The 25,392-nt window shown below is 45.3% G+C and carries 23 protein-coding genes; 9 read left to right on the top strand and 14 right to left on the bottom strand.

Annotated elements, in window-relative coordinates:
• Positions 1-51: 51 nt before the first annotated feature.
• Positions 52-687 carry an NAD(P)H:quinone oxidoreductase type IV gene (wrbA, locus tag NST58_RS05040; protein WP_076138996.1) on the top strand — a complete coding sequence of 212 codons (636 nt, stop codon included), beginning with the start codon at positions 52-54 and terminating at the stop codon, positions 685-687.
• A gap of 80 nt (positions 688-767) precedes the next feature.
• Here the strand turns inward: wrbA and NST58_RS05035 are convergent, their stop codons facing one another.
• The 5 genes from NST58_RS05035 to NST58_RS05015 form a co-directional block, all read right to left on the bottom strand.
• Entirely contained in the window at positions 768-1,760 is a 993-nt protein-coding gene (locus NST58_RS05035) for a Gfo/Idh/MocA family oxidoreductase (RefSeq protein ID WP_076308991.1), read from the bottom strand.
• Positions 1,761-1,810: 50 nt separating this feature from the next.
• A complete protein-coding gene (locus NST58_RS05030) occupies positions 1,811-2,161 on the bottom strand; it encodes a DUF1648 domain-containing protein (RefSeq protein ID WP_081391932.1) in 351 nt (116 codons plus the stop codon).
• A gap of 38 nt (positions 2,162-2,199) precedes the next feature.
• Entirely contained in the window at positions 2,200-2,526 is a 327-nt protein-coding gene (locus NST58_RS05025) for a nucleoside triphosphate pyrophosphohydrolase (protein ID WP_339246559.1), read from the bottom strand.
• A gap of 40 nt (positions 2,527-2,566) precedes the next feature.
• Positions 2,567-2,962 (bottom strand): 8-oxo-dGTP diphosphatase MutT, encoded by a 396-nt coding sequence (gene mutT, locus NST58_RS05020; protein ID WP_339171578.1) that lies wholly within the window; start codon positions 2,960-2,962, stop codon positions 2,567-2,569.
• A 167-nt stretch (positions 2,963-3,129) separates the two neighbouring features.
• Entirely contained in the window at positions 3,130-3,843 is a 714-nt protein-coding gene (locus NST58_RS05015; protein ID WP_076194409.1) for a YceI family protein, read from the bottom strand.
• A 147-nt stretch (positions 3,844-3,990) separates the two neighbouring features.
• Here NST58_RS05015 and NST58_RS05010 point away from each other — a divergent pair, with 147 nt between their 5' ends.
• The 3 genes from NST58_RS05010 to NST58_RS05000 all read left to right on the top strand — a co-directional run bounded on the left by NST58_RS05010 (position 3,991) and on the right by NST58_RS05000 (position 6,638).
• Positions 3,991-4,674, top strand: coding sequence for a response regulator transcription factor (locus tag NST58_RS05010; RefSeq protein WP_232061150.1), 684 nt, complete (start codon positions 3,991-3,993; stop codon positions 4,672-4,674).
• Complete coding sequence (locus tag NST58_RS05005) at positions 4,662-6,077, top strand: HAMP domain-containing sensor histidine kinase (RefSeq protein WP_076129601.1); 1,416 nt, start codon at positions 4,662-4,664, stop codon at positions 6,075-6,077. Before NST58_RS05010 ends, NST58_RS05005 begins: the two co-directional genes overlap by 13 nt.
• Before the next feature lie 69 nt (positions 6,078-6,146).
• The gene (locus tag NST58_RS05000) at positions 6,147-6,638 is read left to right on the top strand and encodes a hypothetical protein (protein WP_280753479.1); all 492 of its coding nucleotides are present in this window, start codon (positions 6,147-6,149) and stop codon (positions 6,636-6,638) included.
• 99 nt (positions 6,639-6,737) lie between these two features.
• Here the strand turns inward: NST58_RS05000 and NST58_RS04995 are convergent, their stop codons facing one another.
• On the bottom strand, positions 6,738-7,805 hold the full coding sequence (locus NST58_RS04995; protein ID WP_339246555.1) for a copper amine oxidase N-terminal domain-containing protein: 1,068 nt from the start codon (positions 7,803-7,805) through the stop codon (positions 6,738-6,740).
• A gap of 170 nt (positions 7,806-7,975) precedes the next feature.
• Here NST58_RS04995 and NST58_RS04990 point away from each other — a divergent pair, with 170 nt between their 5' ends.
• Entirely contained in the window at positions 7,976-9,433 is a 1,458-nt protein-coding gene (locus NST58_RS04990) for an amidase family protein (protein WP_076305095.1), read from the top strand.
• 6 nt (positions 9,434-9,439) lie between these two features.
• On the opposite strand, the gene NST58_RS04985 is transcribed toward NST58_RS04990, so the two are convergent.
• A complete protein-coding gene (locus NST58_RS04985; RefSeq protein WP_143759986.1) occupies positions 9,440-9,763 on the bottom strand; it encodes a YciI family protein in 324 nt (107 codons plus the stop codon).
• A 102-nt stretch (positions 9,764-9,865) separates the two neighbouring features.
• On the bottom strand, positions 9,866-10,423 hold the full coding sequence (locus NST58_RS04980) for a DUF1273 domain-containing protein (RefSeq protein ID WP_036680784.1): 558 nt from the start codon (positions 10,421-10,423) through the stop codon (positions 9,866-9,868).
• Between the two features lie 199 nt (positions 10,424-10,622).
• Between NST58_RS04980 and NST58_RS04975 the strand changes: the two genes are divergently transcribed.
• Positions 10,623-11,285 carry a hypothetical protein gene (locus tag NST58_RS04975; RefSeq protein WP_339246553.1) on the top strand — a complete coding sequence of 221 codons (663 nt, stop codon included), beginning with the start codon at positions 10,623-10,625 and terminating at the stop codon, positions 11,283-11,285.
• Between the two features lie 123 nt (positions 11,286-11,408).
• On the opposite strand, the gene NST58_RS04970 is transcribed toward NST58_RS04975, so the two are convergent.
• On the bottom strand, positions 11,409-13,439 hold the full coding sequence (locus NST58_RS04970) for a beta-galactosidase (RefSeq protein ID WP_339246551.1): 2,031 nt from the start codon (positions 13,437-13,439) through the stop codon (positions 11,409-11,411).
• Between the two features lie 119 nt (positions 13,440-13,558).
• Between NST58_RS04970 and NST58_RS04965 the strand changes: the two genes are divergently transcribed.
• Positions 13,559-14,392, top strand: coding sequence for an AraC family transcriptional regulator (locus NST58_RS04965; protein ID WP_254848824.1), 834 nt, complete (start codon positions 13,559-13,561; stop codon positions 14,390-14,392).
• 897 nt (positions 14,393-15,289) lie between these two features.
• On the opposite strand, the gene NST58_RS04960 is transcribed toward NST58_RS04965, so the two are convergent.
• The 4 genes from NST58_RS04960 to NST58_RS04945 form a co-directional block, all read right to left on the bottom strand.
• Entirely contained in the window at positions 15,290-17,281 is a 1,992-nt protein-coding gene (locus tag NST58_RS04960; RefSeq protein ID WP_076219661.1) for a beta-galactosidase, read from the bottom strand.
• Positions 17,282-17,418: 137 nt separating this feature from the next.
• Complete coding sequence (locus NST58_RS04955) at positions 17,419-18,720, bottom strand: extracellular solute-binding protein (RefSeq protein ID WP_094902687.1); 1,302 nt, start codon at positions 18,718-18,720, stop codon at positions 17,419-17,421.
• Positions 18,721-18,781: 61 nt separating this feature from the next.
• A complete protein-coding gene (locus NST58_RS04950; RefSeq protein ID WP_036680774.1) occupies positions 18,782-19,615 on the bottom strand; it encodes a carbohydrate ABC transporter permease in 834 nt (277 codons plus the stop codon).
• Entirely contained in the window at positions 19,615-20,496 is an 882-nt protein-coding gene (locus tag NST58_RS04945) for a sugar ABC transporter permease (RefSeq protein WP_036680772.1), read from the bottom strand. The genes NST58_RS04950 and NST58_RS04945 overlap by 1 nt, the downstream gene beginning before the upstream one ends.
• A gap of 136 nt (positions 20,497-20,632) precedes the next feature.
• Here NST58_RS04945 and NST58_RS04940 point away from each other — a divergent pair, with 136 nt between their 5' ends.
• Positions 20,633-22,453 carry a histidine kinase gene (locus NST58_RS04940; RefSeq protein WP_339246549.1) on the top strand — a complete coding sequence of 607 codons (1,821 nt, stop codon included), beginning with the start codon at positions 20,633-20,635 and terminating at the stop codon, positions 22,451-22,453.
• The gene (locus NST58_RS04935; RefSeq protein ID WP_076185000.1) at positions 22,450-24,111 is read left to right on the top strand and encodes a helix-turn-helix domain-containing protein; all 1,662 of its coding nucleotides are present in this window, start codon (positions 22,450-22,452) and stop codon (positions 24,109-24,111) included. The genes NST58_RS04940 and NST58_RS04935 overlap by 4 nt, the downstream gene beginning before the upstream one ends.
• Here NST58_RS04935 and NST58_RS04930 read toward each other — a convergent pair whose 3' ends face one another.
• Positions 24,112-25,281 carry a GDSL-type esterase/lipase family protein gene (locus NST58_RS04930; RefSeq protein WP_076184999.1) on the bottom strand — a complete coding sequence of 390 codons (1,170 nt, stop codon included), beginning with the start codon at positions 25,279-25,281 and terminating at the stop codon, positions 24,112-24,114. It abuts the gene before it with no gap.
• Positions 25,282-25,392: the final 111 nt, after the last annotated feature.

Here is a 25,392-nt window from a genome sequence, read left to right as displayed (position 1 = left end):
CTTTAGGGTAATTAATAGTATGGAACTACACTCGAAGGGAATGACTACAGCATGTCAAAAATCAAATTAGCTGTCATCTACTACAGTGCCACAGGAACTAACTACCAGCTAGCACAATGGGCCGCGGAAAGCGCAGAAAAAGCAGGAGCTGAGGTAAAACTGCTGAAGGTGCAGGAACTGGTCCCCGAGGACAAAATTCAAGCAAATCCAGCCATGAAAGCCCTAGCTGAAAAAACAAAAGATATCCCAGTCGCCACACCCGACGATATAGTCGAAGCGGATGCGATTATTTTCAGTTCCCCAACCCGTTACGGTAACATTGCTTCCCAGATGAAGCAGTTCATTGATACAACCGGTGGCATTTGGGGCAAAGGACTAACAGTAAACAAAGTCGTCAGCGCCATGAGCTCAGCACAGAACCCGCATGGTGGACAAGAAGCTACGATTTTGGCACTCTATACGTCGATGTATCACTGGGGAGCCATTGTTGCAGCACCCGGTTATACCGATCCAGTCACATTCGGTGCGGGAGGCAACCCTTACGGAACAAGTGTCAGTGTAGATGGAGACGGTAAAATGATCGAAGATCAGGATCGGATCCGTGACGCTGTTTTTCATCAAGCGAAGCGTACCGTTGAAGTGGCCGGCTGGGTCCAGGCAGGCAAAAACGCCAATAATCAGAACTAGAGCAGCTTAGTTAATATAACAACACCCCTCGGAGCTACTTGTGTAGCACTGCGCCGAGGGGTGTTTAATTTATATTTTAATTACTCTCCAGGGTATTTAAGCCCCCACTGTGCACGGACTTGATCCAGCAGTTTCAGAATCGCTAACGATTCATCCAATGTCATCACCGGACTCTCTGTAAGCCCTGCCTGAAGACAACGTCCTACTTCCTCCGCTTCAAAACAATATCCAATAGAAGCTCGGTCATCTGCAAAGCTCTCTATCTTCTCATCTCCTATATAAAGCGCAGCCGATTTCGGGTTCACTAATGTACCCTCTACAATAATACGGCCTTCTGTGCCAAACACATGCGCTTCCTCCAACATGTTAAGACGAATACCACCGTTCAACGAAGCGGTTTTCCCGTTACCATATGACAACAGCATCGAGAAATGCTCGTCCACTCCAGTCTCACCTATGTGCACTGTGCTGGAAATAGACTCAGGATGAGGTCCAAACACCATGGAGGCAAAAGAAACCGGATAAATCCCCACATCCAGCAGCGCCCCCCCGCCCAGCTTCGGATTCAGCAATCTGCCTTCCGGGTTCCAGTCGGTACGAAACCCTAGGTCTGCCTTCACCAAACGAACATCACCGATTCTACCCTCAGCAATCCATTCTCTAACCTTCACAATCGCCGGGATGTAGCGACTCCACATTGCCTCCATCAGGAATAACTTATGTGCTCTAGCATAGGCCACAACTTCTTCCAATTCACCGCTGTTTACGGTAAAAGGTTTCTCACACAGGACAGCTTTGCCTGCACGCAGCGCCATTAAAGCATTTTCTTTGTGAAAAGGATGCGGCGTTCCAATATATACCGCGTCTACATTCGGGTCATTCAGCAATTCCTCATAGGTTGCATAGGCATGCGGAATCCCATGATTTTTAGCAAATTCATCGGCACTTTCCTGAGATCTTGACCCAACGGCATAAGCCACACCATTACTGGCATGCGCCAAATCAGTAACAAATTGATGAGCAATCCAGCCTGTGCTAATAATTCCCCATCTCACCTTGTAAGCGTTGTCCATTTTCATTTGCATGTTCCTCCTAATCCTTCTGCTAAGTCTCTTTAATTCTATCAGACCATTCTAATGAATGTATAGGAACTGATGCCAGCAAACACCACCGTCACCACCAAAATAGCAATATTCCAGATCTTGCTCAAGGCCGCTGAGTGCTCGTTAGAGCTTTGAATAAACGCTTTTTGCAAAAGGAATTGTAAAAGCTTCATGATTACGAATCCTAAACAACCCAGCCCGCTTTGCAAAATAACCTCCAGACTAGCTTTACTTACAAATCGATCAGCCATGTTCCCATCATAATGAATCGGCACGGTATCTGGCATTTTGGAATAAAGGAATAAATAAATAGCTACAGGAATCAAGGCCACCACACTGCTTAAGATCATCGTCAGTTTGGTTTTGAACAACGTTTTACCCTCCTTGTGCGGAAAAATAATCTCCCCCGTTATTCTCCTTCCACTTCAATCAGATATATCCCCTTCTTAAATCCACCGCGACGTTTAGCTTTCTCTGCACGTTGCTTCTCCAGCTCCACGCTATTGCTCCCGTGTGTCTCCGCCAGAGCCTGAATCACTTCCATCATATCGGCAAGCTCCTCCAGAGCTTCTTCATCACTTACTGCCTGAAAATATTCCTTCGACTCTTCTTGCAATTTTTTACGTAGTTCAGTTATGTATTCTTTGGACTCTAATATCCTTGTGTTAAAATCTTTACCTTGAGAAGCTATCAAATCGGGGATGCCGTCACGCACTAGCTTTTCATATACAGGCATTTAAGCTCTTCCTTTCTTCTATATTATATTATATCTCCCTTCAATCCGGCTTTGATTCCATCACTAGACGTTCTACAAAAGGAAGATCTGCCGGAGCAAACATGAACTGATCCAGTTCAGCCGGAAGCACCCACCTATGTTCGTCGTGATCCACCAGATCAATTACACCTCCCTGATACCGCGCTTTCCAAGCAATCAATTGGATCTTTATCTCTCCATAGTTATGCTCGTTGATGCCAAAGCTCTCATAGGGAAGGATTGTGATCCCCATCTCTTCCTGAAGCTCTCTTTGCAGACACTCTGCGATGCTCTCATCCTGCTCTATTTTGCCACCAGGAAATTCCCACAGACCTGCCTGCAATTTACCTTGCCGCCGCCGGGCAATAAGAATCTGCCCTTCTTCATTATGTATAATTGCTGCCGCCACCTTGATCACAAAGAACACCTCCACTATTGCTAGTTATTCGACAGATACTACTATTAAAACATACAATTCATTCCAAACCAAAGAGACTCTCCCAAACGCCAACACGGCCTGGGAAAATCTCTTCAGTACAGTCTCTCTATAAATTTCACAGCAGCGTTATCCTTACGAAAGAGCTACTATTTTGTCAGCACAAGCTCCAAGCGAACCTCAAGATTATTTTCTGTATCCAGTACAACGGTGTGGGGATTGCTTAGACCAAAGTCAGAAAAGGCCACTGTTGTCGTTCCCGACAGCATCAACTGTCCCCCGCTATACGCCGCTTGCGACTGAAAGGTGACGTCCTTTTCTACTCCTTTTACGGTAAGCGTCCCCTGCATTTCAACAGGCACAGTTGCTCCTTCAGTCCATTCTGCCGGCAGCTCCGAAAATGACTTCACTACAAACGTGGATTGTGGAAATTCCGTTACGGATAGAAAATCCTCTCCTTTTACATGCTCGTCCCGTTGGCTATTGCCAGAATCCAGAGCGCTCATATCCACTGTCCCTTCCCCGGCCATCGAAGTAGAATCCTCTATATTTACCTTCCAGGTACCCTGAACTTTGTTGTCTACGAAGTTTACTGTTTCTTTAGAGGTCGTCACTGACCAATAGACTTTAGAGGTTTCCCCAAGGGTCCAATCCCCGTTTAATTGTTCGGCTGTGACCGCCACCCCTGCTGATGCTCCAGTGTTATTTGTTGTCTCTCCAGCATCTGCTGTTGTTGCTTGATTTGGAATCACGGACTCGATCTCTACATTATTGCCCAGCGATTTATCCAGTAATGTATAACCTGTGACTACTCCTACGATAATAACTCCTGCAGCGATCAAGGCTATTCTTTTTCTCTTCATCCTGTTCCCTCCAATATTCATAATTTCTGTATGCTTTCAAGCTCGTCCCTCATTCTAACAAAGCAATATGTCGGGAAGAAGTCAGAGCAGAACGGGCTATGATGTGTTAAACTTGTCGTAAATTTTATGGACTGGAGGTACTCCAATTTGACGAAATCCATTCTTGTTGTAGAAGATGAAGAAGCCATCTCTAGGGTCCTCAGTGCTTATCTGAAAAAAGCAGGCTTTCAAGTCACCCGTGTAGCCGATGGACGCGCTGCGCTGGAGTCTTTTGCTATATCTCCTCCTTCATTAGTATTACTAGACATCATGCTGCCAAACATGGACGGCTTTGAACTGCTTAAGCTCATCCGTGAAAAAAGCAGCTGCCCTGTGATCATGCTGACGGCAAGAGATGGGATCAATGACCGGCTAGCCGGCCTCGACGGTGGTGCGGATGATTATATGTCTAAACCTTTTATTCCCGAGGAGGTGGTAGCACGCGTGAACGCTGTCTTACGCCGTCCCTCGCAGTGGTCTGATGGCAGCCGTAAACGGCATTATGGCAGTTTGTTTATCGACTTCACAGCACGTGCTGTCTTTTTAAATGGGGCTGAGCTGAGTCTTAGTCCTCGGGATATGTCAGTGCTGTTATTTCTCGCTGAAAGACCTAATCAGATTTGTACGCGTGAGCAATTAATAGAATTTGTATGGGAAATGGATTATGAAGGAAGCGACCGGGCGGTAGATTTGTCGATCAAAAGACTACGCCAAGCGTTGTCGCACTGGCCTACTAGTGAGGGGGAAATCCGTACCCTAAGGGGGACGGGATATCAATTATGGACAACTTAAAGAGAAACAACGCCAAACGTACCTCTATCCTTTCTTACTGGACGATACGTTATCTGCTCATTATTAGTGTAGGCCTGCTCCTCACAGCTTTAGCTACATTATGGTGGATCCGTCAGGAGGCTATGAGCAATCGTCTGCAGACTGCGGGGCTTTTGGCACAGGAGATTGCAGATCGCAGCTTAAATATGGAAGGCTCCATTGAAATCAGCCAAAATCTCGAAAAACTGATCGAAGACCGGAAGCGGTTTTTCAAGTTAACCATAGAGATGTGCGTGATCATTACTGATCAACAAGGTCAAATGCTATTCTCCCTGCCACCTCTAACTGACAAGGAAATGAGATATAAGCTAAATGATAGCTTGAACGACTCCCGCAGTCCGGAGTTCAAAGCTGCTGTGGCTCCCATAAATTCGGATGACAAAACACTGGGACAGGTTATTGTCCTGCAATCCAAAAAATCACTGCGGCATATTCCACAGGAGGAGATCATATTTTTCTCCATACTGCTGCTGTTTCTAATCATCTTAAGTTGGCTAACCATTTACCTCTTATCTCGTAAACTGGCAAAACCCATTCAGAAGGTAGTCGAGGCAGCGGCTCAAATCAGCCATGGCCGTTATGATATCGTTCTAGATAAGGATGCTAAAGAGCGGGAAATTCATGAGCTGATGATGTCTTTTGAAGAGATGGCAGGCAAGTTACAGCAATTTGAGCAGTCTCGAGCCGTAATGCTGGCCGGAGTCTCCCATGAGTTGAAAACACCCGTAACCTCTATTAAAGGCCTGGTGCATGCCGTCCGCGAAGGGGTCGTTGAAGGTGATGAAGCTGTGGAATTTCTGGATATTGCCCTGCTGGAGGCTGGGCGGTTGCAGCGAATGGTAGCCGACCTTCTGGATTACAATGCCCTGACTGCAGGAATGGTTTCCGTTCGTCACGACCGACTCGATGCCGTACCACTACTATCAGAAATCGTATATCAATGGAAACTGACACAGGCGGAAGATGTTGCTGAACCAGTGCTCCATATGCCGATCAATCCCTTATTTTTGCGTGGGGACTCTCTTCGTATCCAGCAGATTATCGTCAATCTACTTAATAACAGCGTACAAGCCAAAGCTCCGGATCGAAAGGTGCAGCTTACGATAGACCTGCTGGAGCAGCAAGGTCATGGCTTTGCCGAAATCCGTGTTCAAGATAATGGGCTTGGCATCTCATCCAATCATAGTGAGCATGTCTTCGAAGCCTTCTTCCGGGGCAGCGATAAGCAGAGCACACTGCGTGGTCTAGGACTCGGCCTAACCTTCAGCCGTCTGTTGGCCGAATCTATGAACGGAAGCCTCGTGCTTGAGGAGCACTCAGACAAAGGCTGCACCTTCGTGCTGTCTCTGCCGCTTGATGATTAAAAAATAGTCTACGATCCATCGACATGGTATAATCATGTGCACAATCACACCGAAAACCGGAGGCTGTATATGCTTACTTTTGAACAAAAATTAGCGATTCTCGACTCTTACCCCCAGCTGGAACGCAAAAATGTATCCCTTGGGCGCGTGAACTATCACTACGAGGAAAGCCAGCATGATAAGAAAACCGTGGCTTTTCACCTGCATCCAAATGGTAATGGCTATGTGTTCGCAGGCTTACTGCGGGGCTACGAGACAGACGATAAGGGCTTCGTGAATATTCGCGACTACTCGGAATTCGAGCTGCGTAGTTTGCTGGATGCCTCCATCACCTCACTGTCTATTTACATTCCTGATGCTCCTGTAGCCAGCAAAAGAAAGAAAAAGGCTGCGGCAACTGCCGATACACTCTGGACTAATGATGAGGGCCAAACCCTAACCCTAAAGCTTGAGGATGATTTATGGTATGTCTATGCCGACCTCAATCTGGAGATGGCGTTTGAAACGCTTGAGGAAGCTAAAGAATATTTAGCGGAAGAGGGATTTACAGCAGCGCAGTAGTAATTGTCAGACTTTAATCTACACACTCACAACAAAAGAGGTGTCTGAGCAGCCATTTATTTTGGCCGTTCGGACACCTCTTTTCTAATAAAACGATCCTTAATATACAGGTTCCGTATATATGTAACTATAAATACCCAAATCGAGCTCAGAAACCACTTCATAATCTAGTTGGAATTCTATAGTCTTATTTGATAGACCTCCTACAAAATAACTGCCCTCCACAACCAACCTATCCTTCCCTCCAACTGGGGCGACCAAGATCAGCTGTTCAGCTTTATTGGCTGGGATCACAAAGTTTTGCAGCCCACCCGTCTGATCTTGAATATATTTACGGACAGACACGAGGTTACTGCCTAATTCCGAGAGGCCGGAATTGTTGTTCCGCCATACATCAAGCGCATCTTGTTGGGATTGGTTGGAACTGACACACGCCTGATTAACTGAAAGTTCCGGGATTTTATATATATTCCCGCCAATATTATCGATAACTACTTTATGGGTTACTTCCGTACAATTTTCAATTTTCAGAGTCGGCATGGGGTCCTTTTCCTTTGAGAATGTCTTTATGATTTTTTGATCACCGGACTTAAAATTTATTGAGATGTCTTTATTATCCATATTAGAAAATTCGAGCAAGCTATACAACTGATTATTTTTAATTCCGTAGTGCTTTACGTTTATAACAAACCTGTTTCTCTCATCTGATAACGATTTTGATTGCTCTTGGCTTCCTACTGAAATTGTTCTGTTGACCGGGGCAATAATCTTCTCCTCGGCAACTGGTGAGGTTATGTAAATAGATTTTGTACCTTCATCCCAAGTGACACTACTACCCAACACTTCGCTAATAAATCTTAAAGGGACTAGTGTATTATTTTGAAAATTGATACCCTTAATGTTAATATCCCCTTTAACCGCTGAGACCGACTTCGCATGATTATCCCATTTAATAGTTGCGCCTAAAGCTTCAAAGATCGCCCGCATAGGTATGTATGTAACTCCATCTTTCAGTATAGGACTTACATTAAAATGTAATTGCTTACCGTCCAAATAACATTTGAGATCACTGTCTTCCGCAAAGGCTTGACTTGAAGATAAAACAGCAAAACTTATCATCACCACAAAAAAAGTGATAATTTTTGAAGCAAAGTTGTGGTTTTTCATGTTCTTAATTTAGCTCCTAATCTAGAAAAATAAAAAAATTACAATGCAGACCTGAATATATCAAATGGCCAATCAAAATGTAAGTCTAAAAAGAAAACTACCAACGACACCCAAATTATGGTTAGATGAAGGAGAAGCCATATCCTAGAGGGAAAGAAGCGTGAACGCATATGAGTTTTGAAATCGTAGAGGCCACCATACCGGACATCCAAGCCGCATTAGAAGCCGGAGAAATTACGTCAAAACAACTAGTTCTCATGTATTATGAACGCATTGCTGATCACGACAAAAACGGCCTGACGATTAACTCTGTACTGGAGATTAATCCTGATGCGTTGTTTATCGCAGAATCTCTGGATGTGGAACGGGCAATTAATGGCCCACGCGGCCCCCTGCACGGGATACCTGTGTTATTGAAAGATAACATCAATACTGGGGACAAAATGCATACAAGTGCGGGTTCGCTGGCTTTGGCGAATTCTTTTGCCGGGGAAGATGCGTTTATAGTTACCAAGCTGCGTGAAGCCGGCGCCATTATTATGGGTAAAGCCAATATGACCGAATTCGCCAATTTTATGACGAACGGCATGCCCTCCGGCTATAGCTCCCGTGGCGGGCAAGTCCTTAACCCCTACAATATTTCTACGCCAACCGGCGGCTCTAGTGCGGGTTCAGCAGTAGCTGTCGCTTGTAATTTCTGTACGGTCTCTGTTGGCACAGAAACTTCGGGATCGATTCTTAATCCCGGTAATTTGGGCTCCATCATCGGCATTAAGCCAACCGTGGGGCTGCTCAGCCGTTCAGGAATCCTGCCGCTCTCCAATACACAAGACACCGCAGGCCCTATGGCTAGAACCGTTCATGATGCCGTGTTACTGCTAAACGCCATGCTGGGCAAGGATCAGCGCGATGCAGCTATGGGAACAAATACAGGTAAAATCCACGAGGATTATACTGTATTCCTTGATCCGAATGGTTTGCAGGGCGCTCGAATTGGGATACCACGTGATTATTATTTTGAGGAGCTCACAGTTGAGCAGCTTGCTTTGTTCAACGCTTCCGTCGACAGAATGAGAGAGCTTGGAGCGACCATCATTGATCCTGCGGATATTAAGACCGCCCGCGAAATTAGTTACTCTTCGGTGGTATTAAACGAATTCAAAACAGCACTGAATGCTTATTTATCTCATTTGGGCCCCGGAGCACCTATGCGAACCTTGAAGGATATTATTGATTTTAATCATGCACACCCTGTGGAGACTTTGAGATTTGGTCAAGCTACATTAATAGATGCGGAATATACCTCCTCCGGCACACAAAGTGAAGCTCAATATTTACGCCATCGTGCGACTGACCTGAAGCTGTGCAAGGAAGAAGGGATCGATGCCACTATGAAAGAATACAATCTGGATGCCCTGCTGTTCCCTGCCGATTTTGGCGCCAGAATTACTTCCAGAGCAGGATATCCGTCCATCGTCGTTCCTTCTGGATACACGTCGGCCGGCGCTCCCTTTGGTGTAACCTTCTCAGCAAAAGCTTATCAGGAGCCTACGCTTATCAAGCTAGCCTATGCCTATGAGCAGCATTACAAGGTGCGAAAAGCACCTTCGCTAAAAAGCTTCATTTGATTAAACCTATTCCTGGAGTGGAACAATACCTAAATGCCTGTTTCCCTCATGGGACAGACTCCATGTACGCACTTCATAGCTACGAATGCCAGACAGCACGTAAGGATCTTTTTCGGCAAGGAGAACGGCTTCTTCGCGTGAGTTCGCTCTTACAATAACCATACCGCCAGGACAATCACTAAAGGGACCACACAGCACTAATTGTCCTTTACGGTCCAGCTCTTGTAAATGCTTAACATGACCACGAATAATCTCCATGTCTCTACGGTCTTTATTCGTCGGGCTAAGCAAAATAACATAACGAATATCTGCTTGATTGACCTCACTCATCCTATTCTCCGCCTCTCGTTCAAATAGAAACTAAAGCCCTTAACGGTGATTTCCCAATGCCGATTCGGGCTTTTTTATTTCGCAATATCTTCGTTCGTAGCTTTATTCATAATCTCGCTGATTTTCTTCATCGGCAATATTTTGAATCTCATCAGAATGAATAAGAAATAGCTCGTAGTCCCCCTCTGCATGCAGCTTCAGCGCTCGTTCTTTAAAAAACTTCGGGCTGCCTTCCGCCGCATCCTCATCATAAAAGAGCAATATCCCGTCACTTTTGCGGAACAACAAGTCATCTCTGGCCCGGAACTGCCAGCTGCCGTCATAAGGGGCATTACTGACCGCCCTGCAAAAGTCCGCACCCGCAATAATACGTCGGTATTCCTCCTGCTTCTCTTCCTTCCACTTCTCTTCCTGTCCAGTATGCGCCGTAATGATCCCCAATTTCAATTCAGGATATTGAGTCTTGAGTTCACATACCACCTCACAAGCCCAAAGATCGACACCATACTGGCCGGGGGTAATAATCCATTCGACGCCTTCTTCAATTAGCGGCTTTAATCTGTTAGACAGCGCCTTTTTGATATAAGGAATTCCCGGATGCTTATTGTCAAAAATACCGAGCTCATGCGCACGGTAGCCTGTTACGAGTAAATTCTTCATGTACTGCCTCTTTCCTGAACGTTGGTTATCTCTTATCATGACTTACCTTTGTAGAGTTTTATCCCACTTATATGATTATTATATAGCATTTACATGATCTATTTCTTTAGGCAAACTTTCAGCTGATCTTAATCAACCTTTCAGAACCGTCTGATATATTTCTCCTAATCAATCTAAAACTATTAAGGAGAGAAAATAAATGAAGAAATTAATACCGATTATGATCTCAGGAAGTCTACTCGCTTCTCTACTATTGGCTGGCTGCAGCACCAATTCGGAGTCCGAAGGAACAGCTGTTACTAATAACCAAGCGAACACGGCACCCGCAGATAACACTGAGGCACAGCAATCTCAAGGAAACGGCAATCAACAAAACGGCAGACCCGACATGTCCATGAATTTCGGCAAGATTAAGAGTATTAGCGACAACACAATTACAATCTATACGTCAGAAATGCCTTCCCCGCCCGCACAAGGCACTGGAGATACGGCTGGAGCCGATATGCAGAACGGCCAGGCTGGTACTCCGCTGGAAAGACCCGAAGGTGATCAAGGCTCAGAAAACGGTACACCTCCAGAGGGGGGAATACCGGAAGGCGGAGCCCCTGACGGCGGTAGACAAGGTGGTGGACCACAGGGAGGTGGGATGCAGCAAACCTTCTCCGAGGAAACCACAGATATTACAATTGATGCTGATACCAAAATTGTAACGATGACCTTTGACAATGGCACGCGTCAGGAGAACACGATCAGCTTAGCTGACCTGAAAGCTGATGACATTATCCAATATACGCTGAAATCCGATTCCACTTTGGCGGAGAGCATTACCTTAAGCAGCGGAAACCCCAATGGGGATGGCTGAAGGCAAAAAGAGCAGCGACTGAACTACCAAAAAATAACAGAAAAAAATCCCCACCTACGACCAGCTTCAAAAAAGCGTTTTGTAGTGGGGATTTCAAATTTATATAGGTTAGACGAGACTCAACTATTTTTTATCCGACAAAATCAATACTCCACGACCCGGTACAACTGCTGAACCACTGATTACATTACCTGTCAGTAGATCAGTACGCTCAGCTGCCCCAATATCCGCGCTTAAATCCCCGGCAGTGTGGTTCAGTAAGAACAAGTAAGATACGCCATCCTTCACACGTTGAACAGATTCGATACCTTCCGGTGCAGTTACCAGCGGCTGAATGTTCTTTTCGGCACATAGATTCGCTAAGAATCCTTGTAGGAATCCAGCTTCTGGGCTAGTCGCCACATAATAAGCTTTACCTTCGCCAAATTTATTCACAGTCAACGCAGGCATTCCTTTATAGAAATCAGAACCGTACTCTGCCAAAACTTCTGCCCCTTCGGCATGGATCAGATCGCAGAGCAGATCACATTTATAAGAACCACTCAAGCTACCCCACGTTTTATCCAGCACGAGCTCATTGCTCATACCTGGCAGTAATGCATCGATTTCCTCTGCCCAAATTCCAAGCACTTTACGTAACTCGCCTGGATAACCTCCAACCGTTACAAGGTCGTTCTCATTAACAATACCGCTGAAATAAGTCGTAATGAATGTGCCGCCCGCTTTTACAAAGGCTTCAACCTTCTCTGCAAAACCTGGCTTGACCATGTACATTACGGGTGCGATAACAATTTCATACTTGGACAGGTTCTCTTCGACCCCGATCATGTCGGCTTCGATATTTTGCTGATACAGCGCATCATAATATTTGTGGACTTCATCCACGTAATCCAAGGCAACCGACGGTCCGCTTGAGAGATCAAGCGCCCAACGATTTTCCCAATCGTAGATGATCCCTACTTTAGCTGCACTGCGCGCATCCAGTAGTTGATCTCCAAGCTGCTCCAGCTCTTTACCCAGCTCAGCACATTCACGGAATACCCGTGTGTGTTCATGACCCACATGCTCAATTACCGCTCCATGATACTTTTCACAAGCCCCTATCGAACGACGCAGTTGGAAGAACAACACAGTATCTGCACCACGCGCTACAGCCTGGTAACTCCATAGACGCATAACGCCTGGACGTTTCAAAGAGTTGTACGGTTGCCAGTTCTGCTGGCTCGGTGTTTGCTCCATCAGCATGAATGGTTGGCCATTTTTTAATCCACGCATAAGATCATGTGTCATTGCTGTAAAGCTGACCGGTGTGTCCAGTGAAGGATAGTTGTCCCAAGAAATTACATCCATATGCTTGGCCCACTCAAAATAATCCAGCTCCGGATAAAAGCCCATCAGGTTCGTTGTAACAGGTTCGTTAGTGCTGTGTTCTTTGATCGCTTCGTATTCGATTTTGTAACATTCGAGCAAGCTATAAGACATAAACCGGCGATAGTCCAACGAGATTCCTTGGAAGTTAGTACGGTTACCGTTCCATTCTTCACTCAGCTCATTTGGCACCACAATTTCTTCCCAATCATAAAACGTATGTCCCCAAAAGCGTGTATTCCAAGCCTTGTTCAAAGCATCCAGCGAACCATAACGCTCCTTCAACCAGACACGGAAGGCAGCAGCGGACTGTTCGGAATAATCATAGCCACCATATTCATTTGAAATATGCCAAGCTACCAGTGCCGGATGATCCTTGTAGCGTTCTGCCAGCTTACCAGCCAGCTTCGCTGCATACTTGCGGTAAACTGAACTGTTCGGATTGGAGTTATGACGTCCGCCGAACTTACGTTTTCTGCCCTGCACATCGACACGGGTCACTTCAGGATAACGATGAGCCATCCAAGCTGGATGTGCTCCTGTTCCTGTAGCTAGACATACATAAGTTCCATTTTTATATAGTCTATCCATTAATTCATCCAATGAGGAGAAATCATAAGTATCTTCGGAAGGTTGGATTAAAGCCCAGGAAAACACATTAATTGTGGCAACATCAATTCCCGCCAGCTTGAACATCCGTTCATCCTCAGCCCATACTGGCGCATCCCATTGCTCCGGATTGTAGTCTCCACCGTACCAAATTTTAGGTAATTTATCGTTAATCACACTTCGCACACCCTTTATAGTATAATTATATATCTATTGTAAATGGTTAAGGTTGCCCTTTAAATATAAAATAATATCTCATACATATAAGAATATAGAACTAACAGGAGAGGATAACATTGTCCGAAATCATGCATCGCAGGATCGTATTCGTCCATGAAGGTGGACAGCACTTGCCAATCACTTTAGACAGTATGGGGCACAATCATGATCAGGAAAAAGTATCCCGCCCCGATGGTTATGACACGTATCATTGGCTTCAAACCTCAGAAGGTGAAGGGATCATCCATTTTGACAATAAAACCTTTTCCCTGCCCGAAGGCAGCGGCGTATTACTACTTCCTTATACACCCCATCGTTATGAGGCTTCCACTAAAAACTGGGGTACCTATTATCTAACGTTTGGTGGCGATTCGGCACACTCTATTTTGGAGACCCTTGGGATGAATAGTAATTCTTTTTACCGTTGGGAAAATGAAGCGCCTCTCCCCAATTTGCTGAAGGAAATGCTGGATCGTCATGATGCCTATCAGGATATGTTTGGTCTCGGCGCCTCCACAGATGCTTATCGTTTTTTGCTTACTTTGAGTAAATATGGCCAGCTTCAAAATAATACGGCGATTTCCCGCAATGTAGATAAGCTGCAGCCACTGCTAAAATGGATGGACAGCCATTATGGCGATCCTGATCTTGGACTGAACGATCTAGCCGATGAACTAGGCGTATCTGGGCGCTATCTTAACAACCTATTCGTCCAAACTTTCGGACTCTCGCCTTATGCCTATTTCGTACGGTTACGCATCCGCAAAAGCAAAGAAATGCTCGTAAGCCAACCCGATCTTACGGTAAAAGCTATCTCCCAGCTAGTCGGCTTCCGCGATGTCAGCCATTATGTAGCCACTTTTCGCAAGCAATCCGGGACTACGCCGGAGCAATTTAGACGCCTACATTAAATATGCCCCGCCTGCTGTGGAGAAATTGCTCGCTGCGAATATGCGGCTAGAACGTAGTAAGAGTATGGTATGCGCTACTATTGTGTAGAATTGGGCGGTACGGTGAAGTGCGGTACGGTACGGTGGCTGGGTGCATTTGGCTGCGAGTGTACGGCACCTGTGAGATGGATCGTGCAGATCTGCACATGGTGGACTCCTTGTGAAAATCTGCTCATGTTGGGGACTCCATTGTGCAGCTCTCTTCAGTCAGTATGAGTAAGTCAGACGAAATAATTGCACTTTGTACACTTAAAATAGCCTGCACGGCAGATATTATCCATATAAGTGTATTCTGTGCAACTATATTCTCGGAATATGGCCTTGCAGCGGGATTAGCCAATTTTTAGCTGCACAAAGTGCAACTAAAACCAATTAAATACTCCAACACTTCAAATAAGTGTACGAAGTGCAACTATTTTCTGTTGTGCTTCTGTTGTGCTTCTGTTGAAGTTTCTACATGCCCTACTCCACTCATTTTTTACTCCACACTTCCACTTACTTCACTATTCCTACCCCACACATTCCCCTACACCGCTCTTCCCTTACTCCACACATCCCTCACTCCATCTTCACCAACCTCACTTTACCCTACTCCACACATCCCTCACTCCATCTTCACCAACCTCACTTTACCCTACTCCACACATCCCTCACTCCATCTTCACCAACCTTCACTTCACCCTACTCCACACATCCCTCACTCCATCTTCACCAACCTCACTTCACCCTTACTCCACACATCCCCCACTCCATCTTCACCAACCTTCACTTCACCCTACTCCACACATTCCCCACTCCACTTTCCCCTCTCCTGCCACACTCCCAAACCCACTCCAAAATCTCTTTACTCAAAACCACTCAAATCTCCAGCACCTCAACACCATACGGCTCGAGCTGGAGCTCTCCCGATCGAATCTTATTATCCAGCAGGCTGCTGTATTCTCGTGGCAACGGAACGATCACCGACTCGCGGCTCAGATTAAGCAGGAACAAGAAGCTTCCCTGATCTCCAGTCCGCACGGAGGCTTGTACTCCGTTTGGCAATCCTGCAAAGCATAACAACCCTTTTTCCTTAGCCAGGTTCTCCAATAGAACTGACCAGTATTGCTCTTCCGCATGGGTTCCAAAGTAATAAACCTGACCTTTGCCGAAGGAATTAACAGTTACAGCGGGTGTGCCGCGATAGAAATCATCACCATACCAGGCAATTGGCTGGGCCACTACAGGTCGGAGGATGTCGCACCACTGCGTACATTCATATGGGTTACCCTCCGCATCCACGATGACATGTGTTTCAACGCCAATCGGATCATACTCCAGCACTTCAACGCCGGTACAATAGCTCAGCTGCCCAGGCAGCGGTTGCATGACTGCGATGTTGTTTATATTTTTGACGCCACTACGGTTGGTGATCAGCAAGGTCCCGCCAGCGAGGGCAAAATCCTCCAGATTACGTACGATCTCCTCATCCAGCAAATATAAATTTGGAGCGATTACTACTTTGTATCCATCAAGCGGTTGTCTGAGGTCGATAACATCGCAGCCCATGCCAAGCTTGGTCACCGCCCGGTGAATCTGCTTAATGTTCTCATAATAATCAAAGCCCTCTGCCTGCGGCTGAATATCCAGCGCAGCCTTCTCTTCATGAGAATGGAGGATAGCCACTTCGTTTTTCAGCATCGTTCCTTGGAGCTTGCCGCTCAGCCCATTAACCTCATGACATAGCTGCGTGAACTCCGCTAATCTGCGTCCGGGAACATTGCTGTGATCAATCAGCCCGTGCCAGAATTGTTCTGCTCCTGAAGTTGCACTTCTCCAGCGAAAATGAACAACAGTATCCGCACCTCTAGCAATCGCCTGCCATGCATAGGCACGAATTAGTCCCGGATAAGGGGTTCGCCACATCGGCATCCAACAACCCGGAGATCCACTCAGCTGCTCCATGATCCAGAAGTTTTGGCGTTTGATGCCACGGGTTACGTCCAATGAAAGTGCTCCGCTATAAGGCGTTGTCTCTTGTTTGGTTGGCGAAGTATTCGGATAATAATCAAACGCAGCCACGTCCAGATCTGCACCCACTGCGTACATATCGAGACGCTGCGGATAGCTGTGAAAGTTATGGGTTATGAAATGCTCTGGACAAATCATACGCAAAATATTGATCTGCGCTGTCTGAAACGCTACCACCGAATCCCACTGAAACCGCTGAAAGTCCAGCAGAAAAGATGGATTCTGATGAGGTGATCCGCCCAACGGCACGGTAAGCTCATTCCAATCGCTGTACTCCCCGCTCCAAACAACGGTTCCCCATTCTGCATTGACCTCAGCCAGTGTTCCGTATTTAGCTTGTACCCATGCTCGAAAAGCAGTATTACAAGCGTCACAATGACAATCCAACATGCCAAATTCATTATCAGTCTGCCAGCCTATGACGGCCGGGTGTTCACTGTAACGTTCGGCAAGACGCAGAATAATACGGCTGCCATACTCACGCAGCGATGTGCTGTTATAGCAGCGGTGTCCACGTACCCCCGGGTGAAAAATCTCTCCATTAGCAAACACCGGAAGCACATCCGGAAATTTCGTCGTTAACCATCTTGGCGGTGTAGCTGTTGGCGTACCCATCACAACCTGCAGATCATATTGATGAAAAAGGTCCAGCGCACGGTCCAGCCACTCAAACTGGTAATTCCCCTCAGTTGGCTCCAGTCGGCTCCATGCGAACTCAGCAACCCGGACTACTTTAACACCTGTTTCTTTCATCAACTTGATATCTGGTTCCCACATGGATTCATCCCAATGCTCCGGGTAATAGTCCACACCCATCTGAACATGATCATATCGTTTCATTGGCGCTTCTCCCCATCCCTTGATAATCAGCCCTGTTTCCCAAAAAAAGCGCTCCCCGTCTCAAATTGATGAGGTATACGGAGAGCGCTTCTGTTAACCACTAATATCCATTAAATCTTCTCTATAATGTGCTTTACTTATTTTTTAAGCTTGTCCCATGCAGCTTGCATACCAGTCATCCAACCGTTAACGTCAACCTTGTCAGCAATGAACTGTTGAATCACGCTGGCAAATTCTTGCGTTACACCATCAGGGAATTTAGAGGATTGCAGGCCATAAACTTTGTTTTCTTTTACATAGTTCCATACGTCTGCTCCAAGCATACCGATGTCTTCAGGTGTTGCTTCGATTGTGGACAAAGCAGGGATGAATTTCCATTTTTTAACGATGTACTCTTTACCCATATCGGAAGTTACCAACCAGTTCAAGAACGTTTTTGCTTCTTCTTTAGAACCGGATTCTTTGTTGACTACAAGGTTCGCAGGGATACCAACAGTCATTTTGTCATTCTTCTCAGCATCTTCATTGATTGGCATAGGGAACATGCCAATGTTCATATCAGGAGTGATGTTATCAACAAGAGTTTGTGCCCAGTTACCTTCTTGCATCATTGCAGTTTCGCCTTTTGCGAACATTGCCAGGTGAGTGTTAGCATCTGTGGTCAAAGGATTCTTTTGTCCGTATTGTAAAGTCAGTTTGAGATACTTGCTCCACTCTTCAAACGTTTTATTGCCTACAATTGTACCAGTTCCTTCATTCAAACCTTTGATGAATTCATCTACATTATCTTGTTGTGCAAAGGCTACGCTGATCCCTTGGTTACCTAGCAGCCACCATTCCTGATATGCATTACCAAAAGGAGTTACATCGATAGCTTGCAGCTTTTTGGCTGCTTCTTCAAGCTGTGACAATGTTTTTGGAGTTTCAGTGATTCCCGCTTTAGCGAACAAGTCCTTGTTATACACAATACCGATACCCTCAAGGTTCATTGCCATACCGTATACTTTGCCATCTTTAGTCATAGGCTCTGCAGCCATAGGAATCAGATCTTTTACCCAAGGTTGGTCGGACAGATCTTCCATCTTGTCTCCCCAAAGTTCCATTTCTGCATATCCACCATTGGAGAAAATATCAGGCGCATCGCCGGAAGCGAATTTAGTTTTCAATGCTGCTGCGTAGTCCGCACCACCACCAACTGTTTGGATATCCAGCTTGATGTTAGGGTATTCTTTTTCGAATTCAACCTTAAGCTCATTGAGGCCTTCTACGATTTCAGTTTTGAATTGGAAGATCTTAACGGTCTTCACTTCACCTGAATTTGTGCCAGCGCTTCCATTTTGTGAGTTACTAGAAGCGTTATTATTACCACCACATGCCGTTAGAGCTAAACTCATTGCCATTACTGCTGATAGAGCAACTGCGGAGTGTTTCTTCTTCATTATATATTCCCCCTTAAAATAGTGGACTGCTTAAAAAATATTTGGAACGGAGGGCTCGGTGTTAACCTTTCACCGAGCCAGCCGCTATTCCCTCAACAATGTAACGTTGCATAAACAGGTAGAAAATTATAATTGGTGCGACCCCGATTACGAGAGCCGGAAGTGCCATATCCCATTGTTTGGTGTATTGACCAAAGAAGGAGAAAGTCGCTAGTGGAATGGTCCGAAGCTCTGGTGCCTGAAGAATCAAGGATGGCAACAGATAGTCATTCCATATTCCAAGTGCGTTTAGCACGATTGTTGTCATCACCATTGGCTTCAGCAAAGGAAGCACAATACGGAAGAACACGGTAATAGGATTACATCCATCTACTGTAGCCGCCTCTTCAATTTCAAGAGGAACGGACTTGATAAAGCCGTGGAACAGGAAGATCGCCATCGGAACACTGATTCCTAGATTCGTGATAATCAAACCAAGGAAAGAGTTATTTACTCCAATAACATTTACGACCTTCAGAATTGGAATCATGATCGTTTGGAACGGAACTACCATTGCTGCTACAAAGATAAGCAGCAAGAACTGATTGAATTTCGTATTCGCCCGAACCATACGATAAGATGCCATCGCACTGAACAGAGAGATTAGAATAACACTGATCACTGTGATAATAACCGAGTTTCGGAATGCTTCACCGAAACGGGCTAATTTCCAGGCGGTTGAATAGTTCGACCACATAAATACTTTTGGCCAGCTTGCCGCATCACTCAGAATTTCACCGAAGGATTTCACCGAGTTTGCGAGCAAGAAATAGAATGGAGAGAGAAAGAGCAGCGCCAGAAGGATCATTATCACTTCCGTACCAATATTCCATCTCTTTTTTTCCGTAGGTTTCATTACGCTTCAACCTCCTTGCTCTTCGTGATACGGACCTGAATCAGAGTAATGATGGCTACAATTACAAAGAACAGCAGCGCTTTTGCAGTACCCAGCCCGTAACGATTGTTCAGGAAGGCTTCATTGTAAATATTCATAGCAACGGATTCCGTCGATTTGAACGGTCCACCCTTCGTCAAGGACAAGTTAAGGTCAAACATTTTGAATGACCAGGAAATGGCCAAGAATAATCCGATAGTTACAGCAGGCATAATTAGCGGAACTACGATATTGCGTAGCACCTGCCAACGGGATGCACCATCAATATCAGCCGCTTCTAGTACTTCTTTAGATACGTTACTCAACGAGGCAATGTAGATAACCATTAGATAACCGGAAGACTGCCAAACAAAGACCATTACAATCGCCCAGAATCCTGTTGTGGCATCACCGAGCCAAGGAAGATTAAAGAAGGACCATCCTGTGAGGTCGCCCATAGTGGCGAACCCTTTGATGAAGATAAATTGCCAGATGAAACCAAGCAACAATCCCCCGATAACGTTCGGCATAAAGAAAATAGTCCGAAGCATGTTACGTGTCTTTAAAGGTTTAGTTAACAGATAAGCTAAGAAGAAGCCTACCACGTTAGTCAAAATCACACCTAACACCGTAAATCTTACCGTGAACCAAAAGGAAGACCAGAAGTCAGGGTCATTTGAGAAAATAGTGGAAAAGTTTTGAAATCCGACCCAACTTACATTACCGGATACACCGTTCCAATCTGTGAAAGAGTAATACATCCCCATCAAAAATGGGATAATCGTTATTAAGGTAAAAAACAAAACTGCCGGACCAACGAAAAAAAGCTGTTGACCTAACTGGGACAACTTAGTGCCGCGCATTTATTGCCCCCCCCTTTCTTTTGCTCACTTACTTGTTTATGCTTTATACACATATTATCTGTTTTTTTCAGGGTACCTCACACCTACTAAAGTGATCTTTCAGGTGTAAAATATTGATCGGATGTGACAAATTTCGATGAAATGGAACACGATTCGCACAAAATTGATCGTTTTTATCCTACTGCCAACGTTAATCTGTATTATGGCCACCATGTTTATTAGCTATCACTATAGCACTCAATCCCTAAGAACAAGGGCAGTAGATGAGAATACGAACCTCCTCTTTCAAGGCAATAGAAACATCGAAAGTCTGATTCAGGAGATCAATCGTCTTTCCCTTATCGTCTATTCAGATTCAGATTTCTACAGACTGCTCGAAGCGGGATACGAGGATATGGCAGCAAATACACGAATTTATTCTTCTCTAAATTACATTTCTTCATCCATGCCAGATATATCCCAGGTGTATCTTTACGGTGTAAAGGATAGAAAAGCCACTTTGCTCACCCAAAATACACCCAAACGTTGGCAGGGTATCCCCCCTTATGCTGACTCAGAGATCACTAGCAGTTCTCCTGTGTTTATACAAAGTACACATATAAGTCACAGCTATGGTCTAACCTCACCTATCCCGCAACTCATACCGGAGCCTGTGTTTACATTGCATAGACGAATTGAAAGGATTCCCACTACCACCCCACTCGGCTTCCTGTCGATCGATGTTAAGCTAACGGCTCTTACCGACATCGTCAGCCAGTTATATGATCAGAAGCAGGAGAACATTTGGCTGCTGGATGGCGATGGCAGGATTGTATACGGAAGCAATAGTGAGGAATACGGCAAGCGCCTACACGCTTCTTGGTACAACAAGCAAATCGCCACGAATCAAAGCTCGCAAGGGTATTTTGAAGAGGAAGATGCTGTGTTTATTTACCAAAGAATCGAAACCCAAGGTTTAAATTGGACCCTCGTGAAGCAGATTCCTACGTCCTATCTTTTCCGGGAAGCTAACGAGGCGGCAGCGATCAATATATTCCTCCTTGTTCTACTTTTGATTACAATTGCCACGTTAACGACCCTGATCTCTTTTCGAATCACGGCTCCTATCAAGCAGTTGACTCGTTACATGAATCAGGTGCAGACCGGTAATCTTGATGTTGAAATTCAACCTATGGGCAAAGATGAGATTGGCGTGGTTACCGAGCGATTCCGCAGTATGATGGACACGATCAACAACCTGATTTTAAGAGAGTACAAGCTGGAATTGTCCAATAAGACCAATGAACTGCGGGCACTGCAGGCACAAATCAACCCGCATTTTCTGAATAACACGTTACAGATCATTGGCACGCTGGCCTTAGAGCTTAAAGTGCCCCAAATTTACTCACTTCTTTCAGCTCTAGCCAAAATGATGCGCTACAGCATGTACAATGAGGAGAAGATCGTAACTGTTAAGGATGAGCTGGATCATGTCAAAGCCTACATTGAACTGCAAAAGGAACGTTTTGAAAATAAGTTCAGTTTCCGCTACGATATGGAGGAATCACTTTTAGAGACGTTTATGCCGAAAATGATTTTACAGCCTATTGTAGAAAATTATTTCAAACACGGCTTTAATCTTTCCCGCAGTGACGGATTCATTGAAATCACCGCAACAAGAGTGGATGACAACCGGATGGAAATCTGTATCCAAAATAACGGAAATGCGATCCCTTCAGCGAAGTTAGATCTTTTAAAGCAGAAGCTACAGCATCCTACTAGAACAGATATAGATTTATTAAGAAATACAGAGCAAACCAAGGAAGCTACAGGATCAGGTATTGGTCTGCCGAACGTTCTGGCTCGACTCAAGTTTGTGTGCGGAGATAGCGCCACTTTAACTGTGGATAACCTTAGAGCGGGCGGAGTAGTAGTGAAATTGGAAATTGAAATTATAGCGGAGCGTGAAAAGATATGAAGGCGTTGATTGTTGATGACGAGGCAAGAGTTAGAAAGGCAGTCAGACTGCTTGTCGACTGGGACGCCCATCAAATAGATGAAATTCTGGAAGCCGGAAATGGAAATGAAGCCATCGAGATCATCCGGCAGGCTAAACCAGCATTAGTCATTATGGATATGATGATGGAATCAGGTAATGGGATAGAGTTAATGACCTGGGTGAACGAATTCGCCGGCAACACTAAGTTTATTGTAGTCAGCGGACATAATGATTTTGAGTTCGTACGGCAGACTGTGCGGCATGGGGGTATTGATTATATCCTGAAACCTATCGAAGCCGAGGCAATCAATGTAGCGGTAGCTAAAGCAGTTGCAGCCTGGCGCTCAGAAGAAGACGACCGAAGCGAACGGCAGAAACAGAGTATTCAGCTTAATGAGTTCAAGCCCATTTATGGGGAAAAGCTATTATCTGCACTAATTGATGATCCGATCAATTCTGATTTATCTTTGCGGAGGTTATGCAGTGATGGTATCATTCCGGAAAGCATCCATTCCGCTCGGTTAATATTGGTGCAGACAGATGCGGGTAACAATCCGTTGATTAAACGTTTTGGCGGAGACACCGAGCTAATGAACTACGCTATCGTCAATATTTGTAATGAATTTTTGCACAGTCCGCATAAGGGTGTTGCTTTTCGTTATTGGGGAGGTCCTCCGGAGATTGCGATTATTCTGTGGGATATTCAAACCTCTGTTGTCGAGCTAATAGGCAGAATCAATCATGGCATCTACTCTACCTTGCAGGTCCGAATGCATTTTGGAATCAGCAGCATCGGCAACTTACCTAAGCAGTTACCTTATCAGCGTGCAGAGGTGGCAGAGGCCTTACAACGCCGAAACTTATTAATTCATGAGGATTACTGCCATTTCTCCTCTTCCTCCGAAGAATTCAGAGATCGTAAAGAGATCGCCAAAGCAGAGGTTCGCGGTAATGTATCAACAACGAACTTTGCTGACGTCAAGGAAGATTGGAAAATGGCAGTCATCAGCGGAAGTCCAGAGATATTATCAACAGCTGCGCAGCACTGGGTAGATGAGCTTAGCCGAGGCGGAATTGTTACGCCAGAAATCCTAAACTCATGGAAAAATGATGCTCTACTATTTCGTTCCCAGCTGGTACGGGAAATGTTAGGCCCTGAAGCTGAAGGCGCACTGGCCGAGCTTGAACAGGCCGACCAGCTTCACCCAGCTCCTTATACGAACGGTTACTCGTTCTCCTTATTCGCTTGGCGTGACTGGTCGTATACCCTAATGCAGGAGCTGGCCGAAGTAATCGCCCTGAAACAAGCTAAAGAACGTAATCCGATGCATGATATCGTCAAATACATCGAGCTTAATTACGCTTCCGACCTGTCCTTACAGGAAGTGGCCGGAAAGTTTTTTGTTAGCCGTGAATATATTTCCCGCCGATTCAAACAGGAATACGGGATTAACTTCTCCGACTTTATTGTTAATATTCGAATAGATAAAGCTAAACTACTATTGCAGAATCCTCGTCTGAAGCTGGCCCAAATCTCCGAAATGGTCGGTTTTCATGATGTTAAATATTTCAGCAAAGTGTTTAAGAAGCAGGTCGGATCTTCACCTAAGGACTACCGGGACACATTTAAGAGTTGATCAATACCAGTTTAAAAAGGCGTCCGCAACCGTCTTACCGGCTATGCCGTTCGGATGCGGGTCGTCTTGTCCACTCATATATTCCGGTCTGATCCGGTGATCGTCTGGTGCAGGCAACGATAATAGGCTTGCTATATCAAACACACGGTCTACTCCAGCGGGTGGGTTAGTCAGGATTTCATGATTCACTCTACGCCAAGTTTCTTCTCTTGCCTCCTGAAAATTAAACGGCGGCACCGTACTTAGAATAATACTAGCATCAGCATTTGCTGTTTTGATCTTAGCAATAATAGTTGTCAGATCACCAAGTAACTCATCTGCAGAGCGGCAGCCAATATCAATATCATTTACGCCGAGGACAATCATCAGTTCATCACTCTGTTTAGCTTTGTGAAGCCAAGGGCCATCCGCAGCCACATCATACGCTCTAGCCCAGCCTGAGCCGAGATTCCATACACCAATCTCTGCACCAAGACCATCCGCAATTCTCGCTGCCCAATATTCGTATCCGTCCTTTAATGTCCGCACACCTTGAGTAATCGAATCTCCCAAAAATACTAGCTTCTTATTCACAGCTTTCTTATACCCGATATAGCTTGGCAGTACCAAAAGCTTGTCAGATTCTGTAAATCCATCGGCTGATTCCTGTGTAGCCAGATTTCCGGGCGCATCATAAGCGGTTGCCAGCATCCCTTCTACGTTGAAAGGAATGGATTTGCCCGCAGTAGTTGTCTTAATTGTCCATGTAAATGCTAAGTAATGGCCATCGGGAAGATTGATACTTGTCTCATCACTCCAGAAGCATTCACCGGCCGCTACTGACTTGGAGACATTGCCTTCAAAGGTGACAGCATGTTGTGTATGCTCAATAATAGCTCCGTTTGGCTCAGTCCCTCCATCCGCGATAAAAGCCGATTCGATTACCCAACTGCCCCCAGGCTCACTGCCCGAAGCTTCAAGCCCTTGGTCCCAGGTGGAATCCACCGCATTGCTATGCCAAAATTTCAGCTGCAACGGGCCGTTTTCCCGTAAACGAATATAAGTCCGGAAGGTATGTGTAAAAGGTTCTTGCCTATTCATAATAAAATTAGCGGCGGTTGAAAGAACCGTAGCAGAGGTATAGTCCGTCTGATTCAAAACTCCGCTTCCCTTAATTAAATTAGTATTCATAACGTTTCCCCCGTTATTAGTTAAGATTGTAACACTAAAACCTCTCCTATAAACCAGGGAACGGATCGTTCACCCAGTCTACAAGAGAGGTTATGGCTATATCAATATGCT

The organism is Paenibacillus sp. FSL R10-2796 (genome assembly GCF_037965315.1).
GTDB classification, from domain to species: domain Bacteria; phylum Bacillota; class Bacilli; order Paenibacillales; family Paenibacillaceae; genus Paenibacillus_AQ; species Paenibacillus_AQ odorifer.
This window is presented reverse-complemented; position numbering and strand designations above follow the sequence as displayed.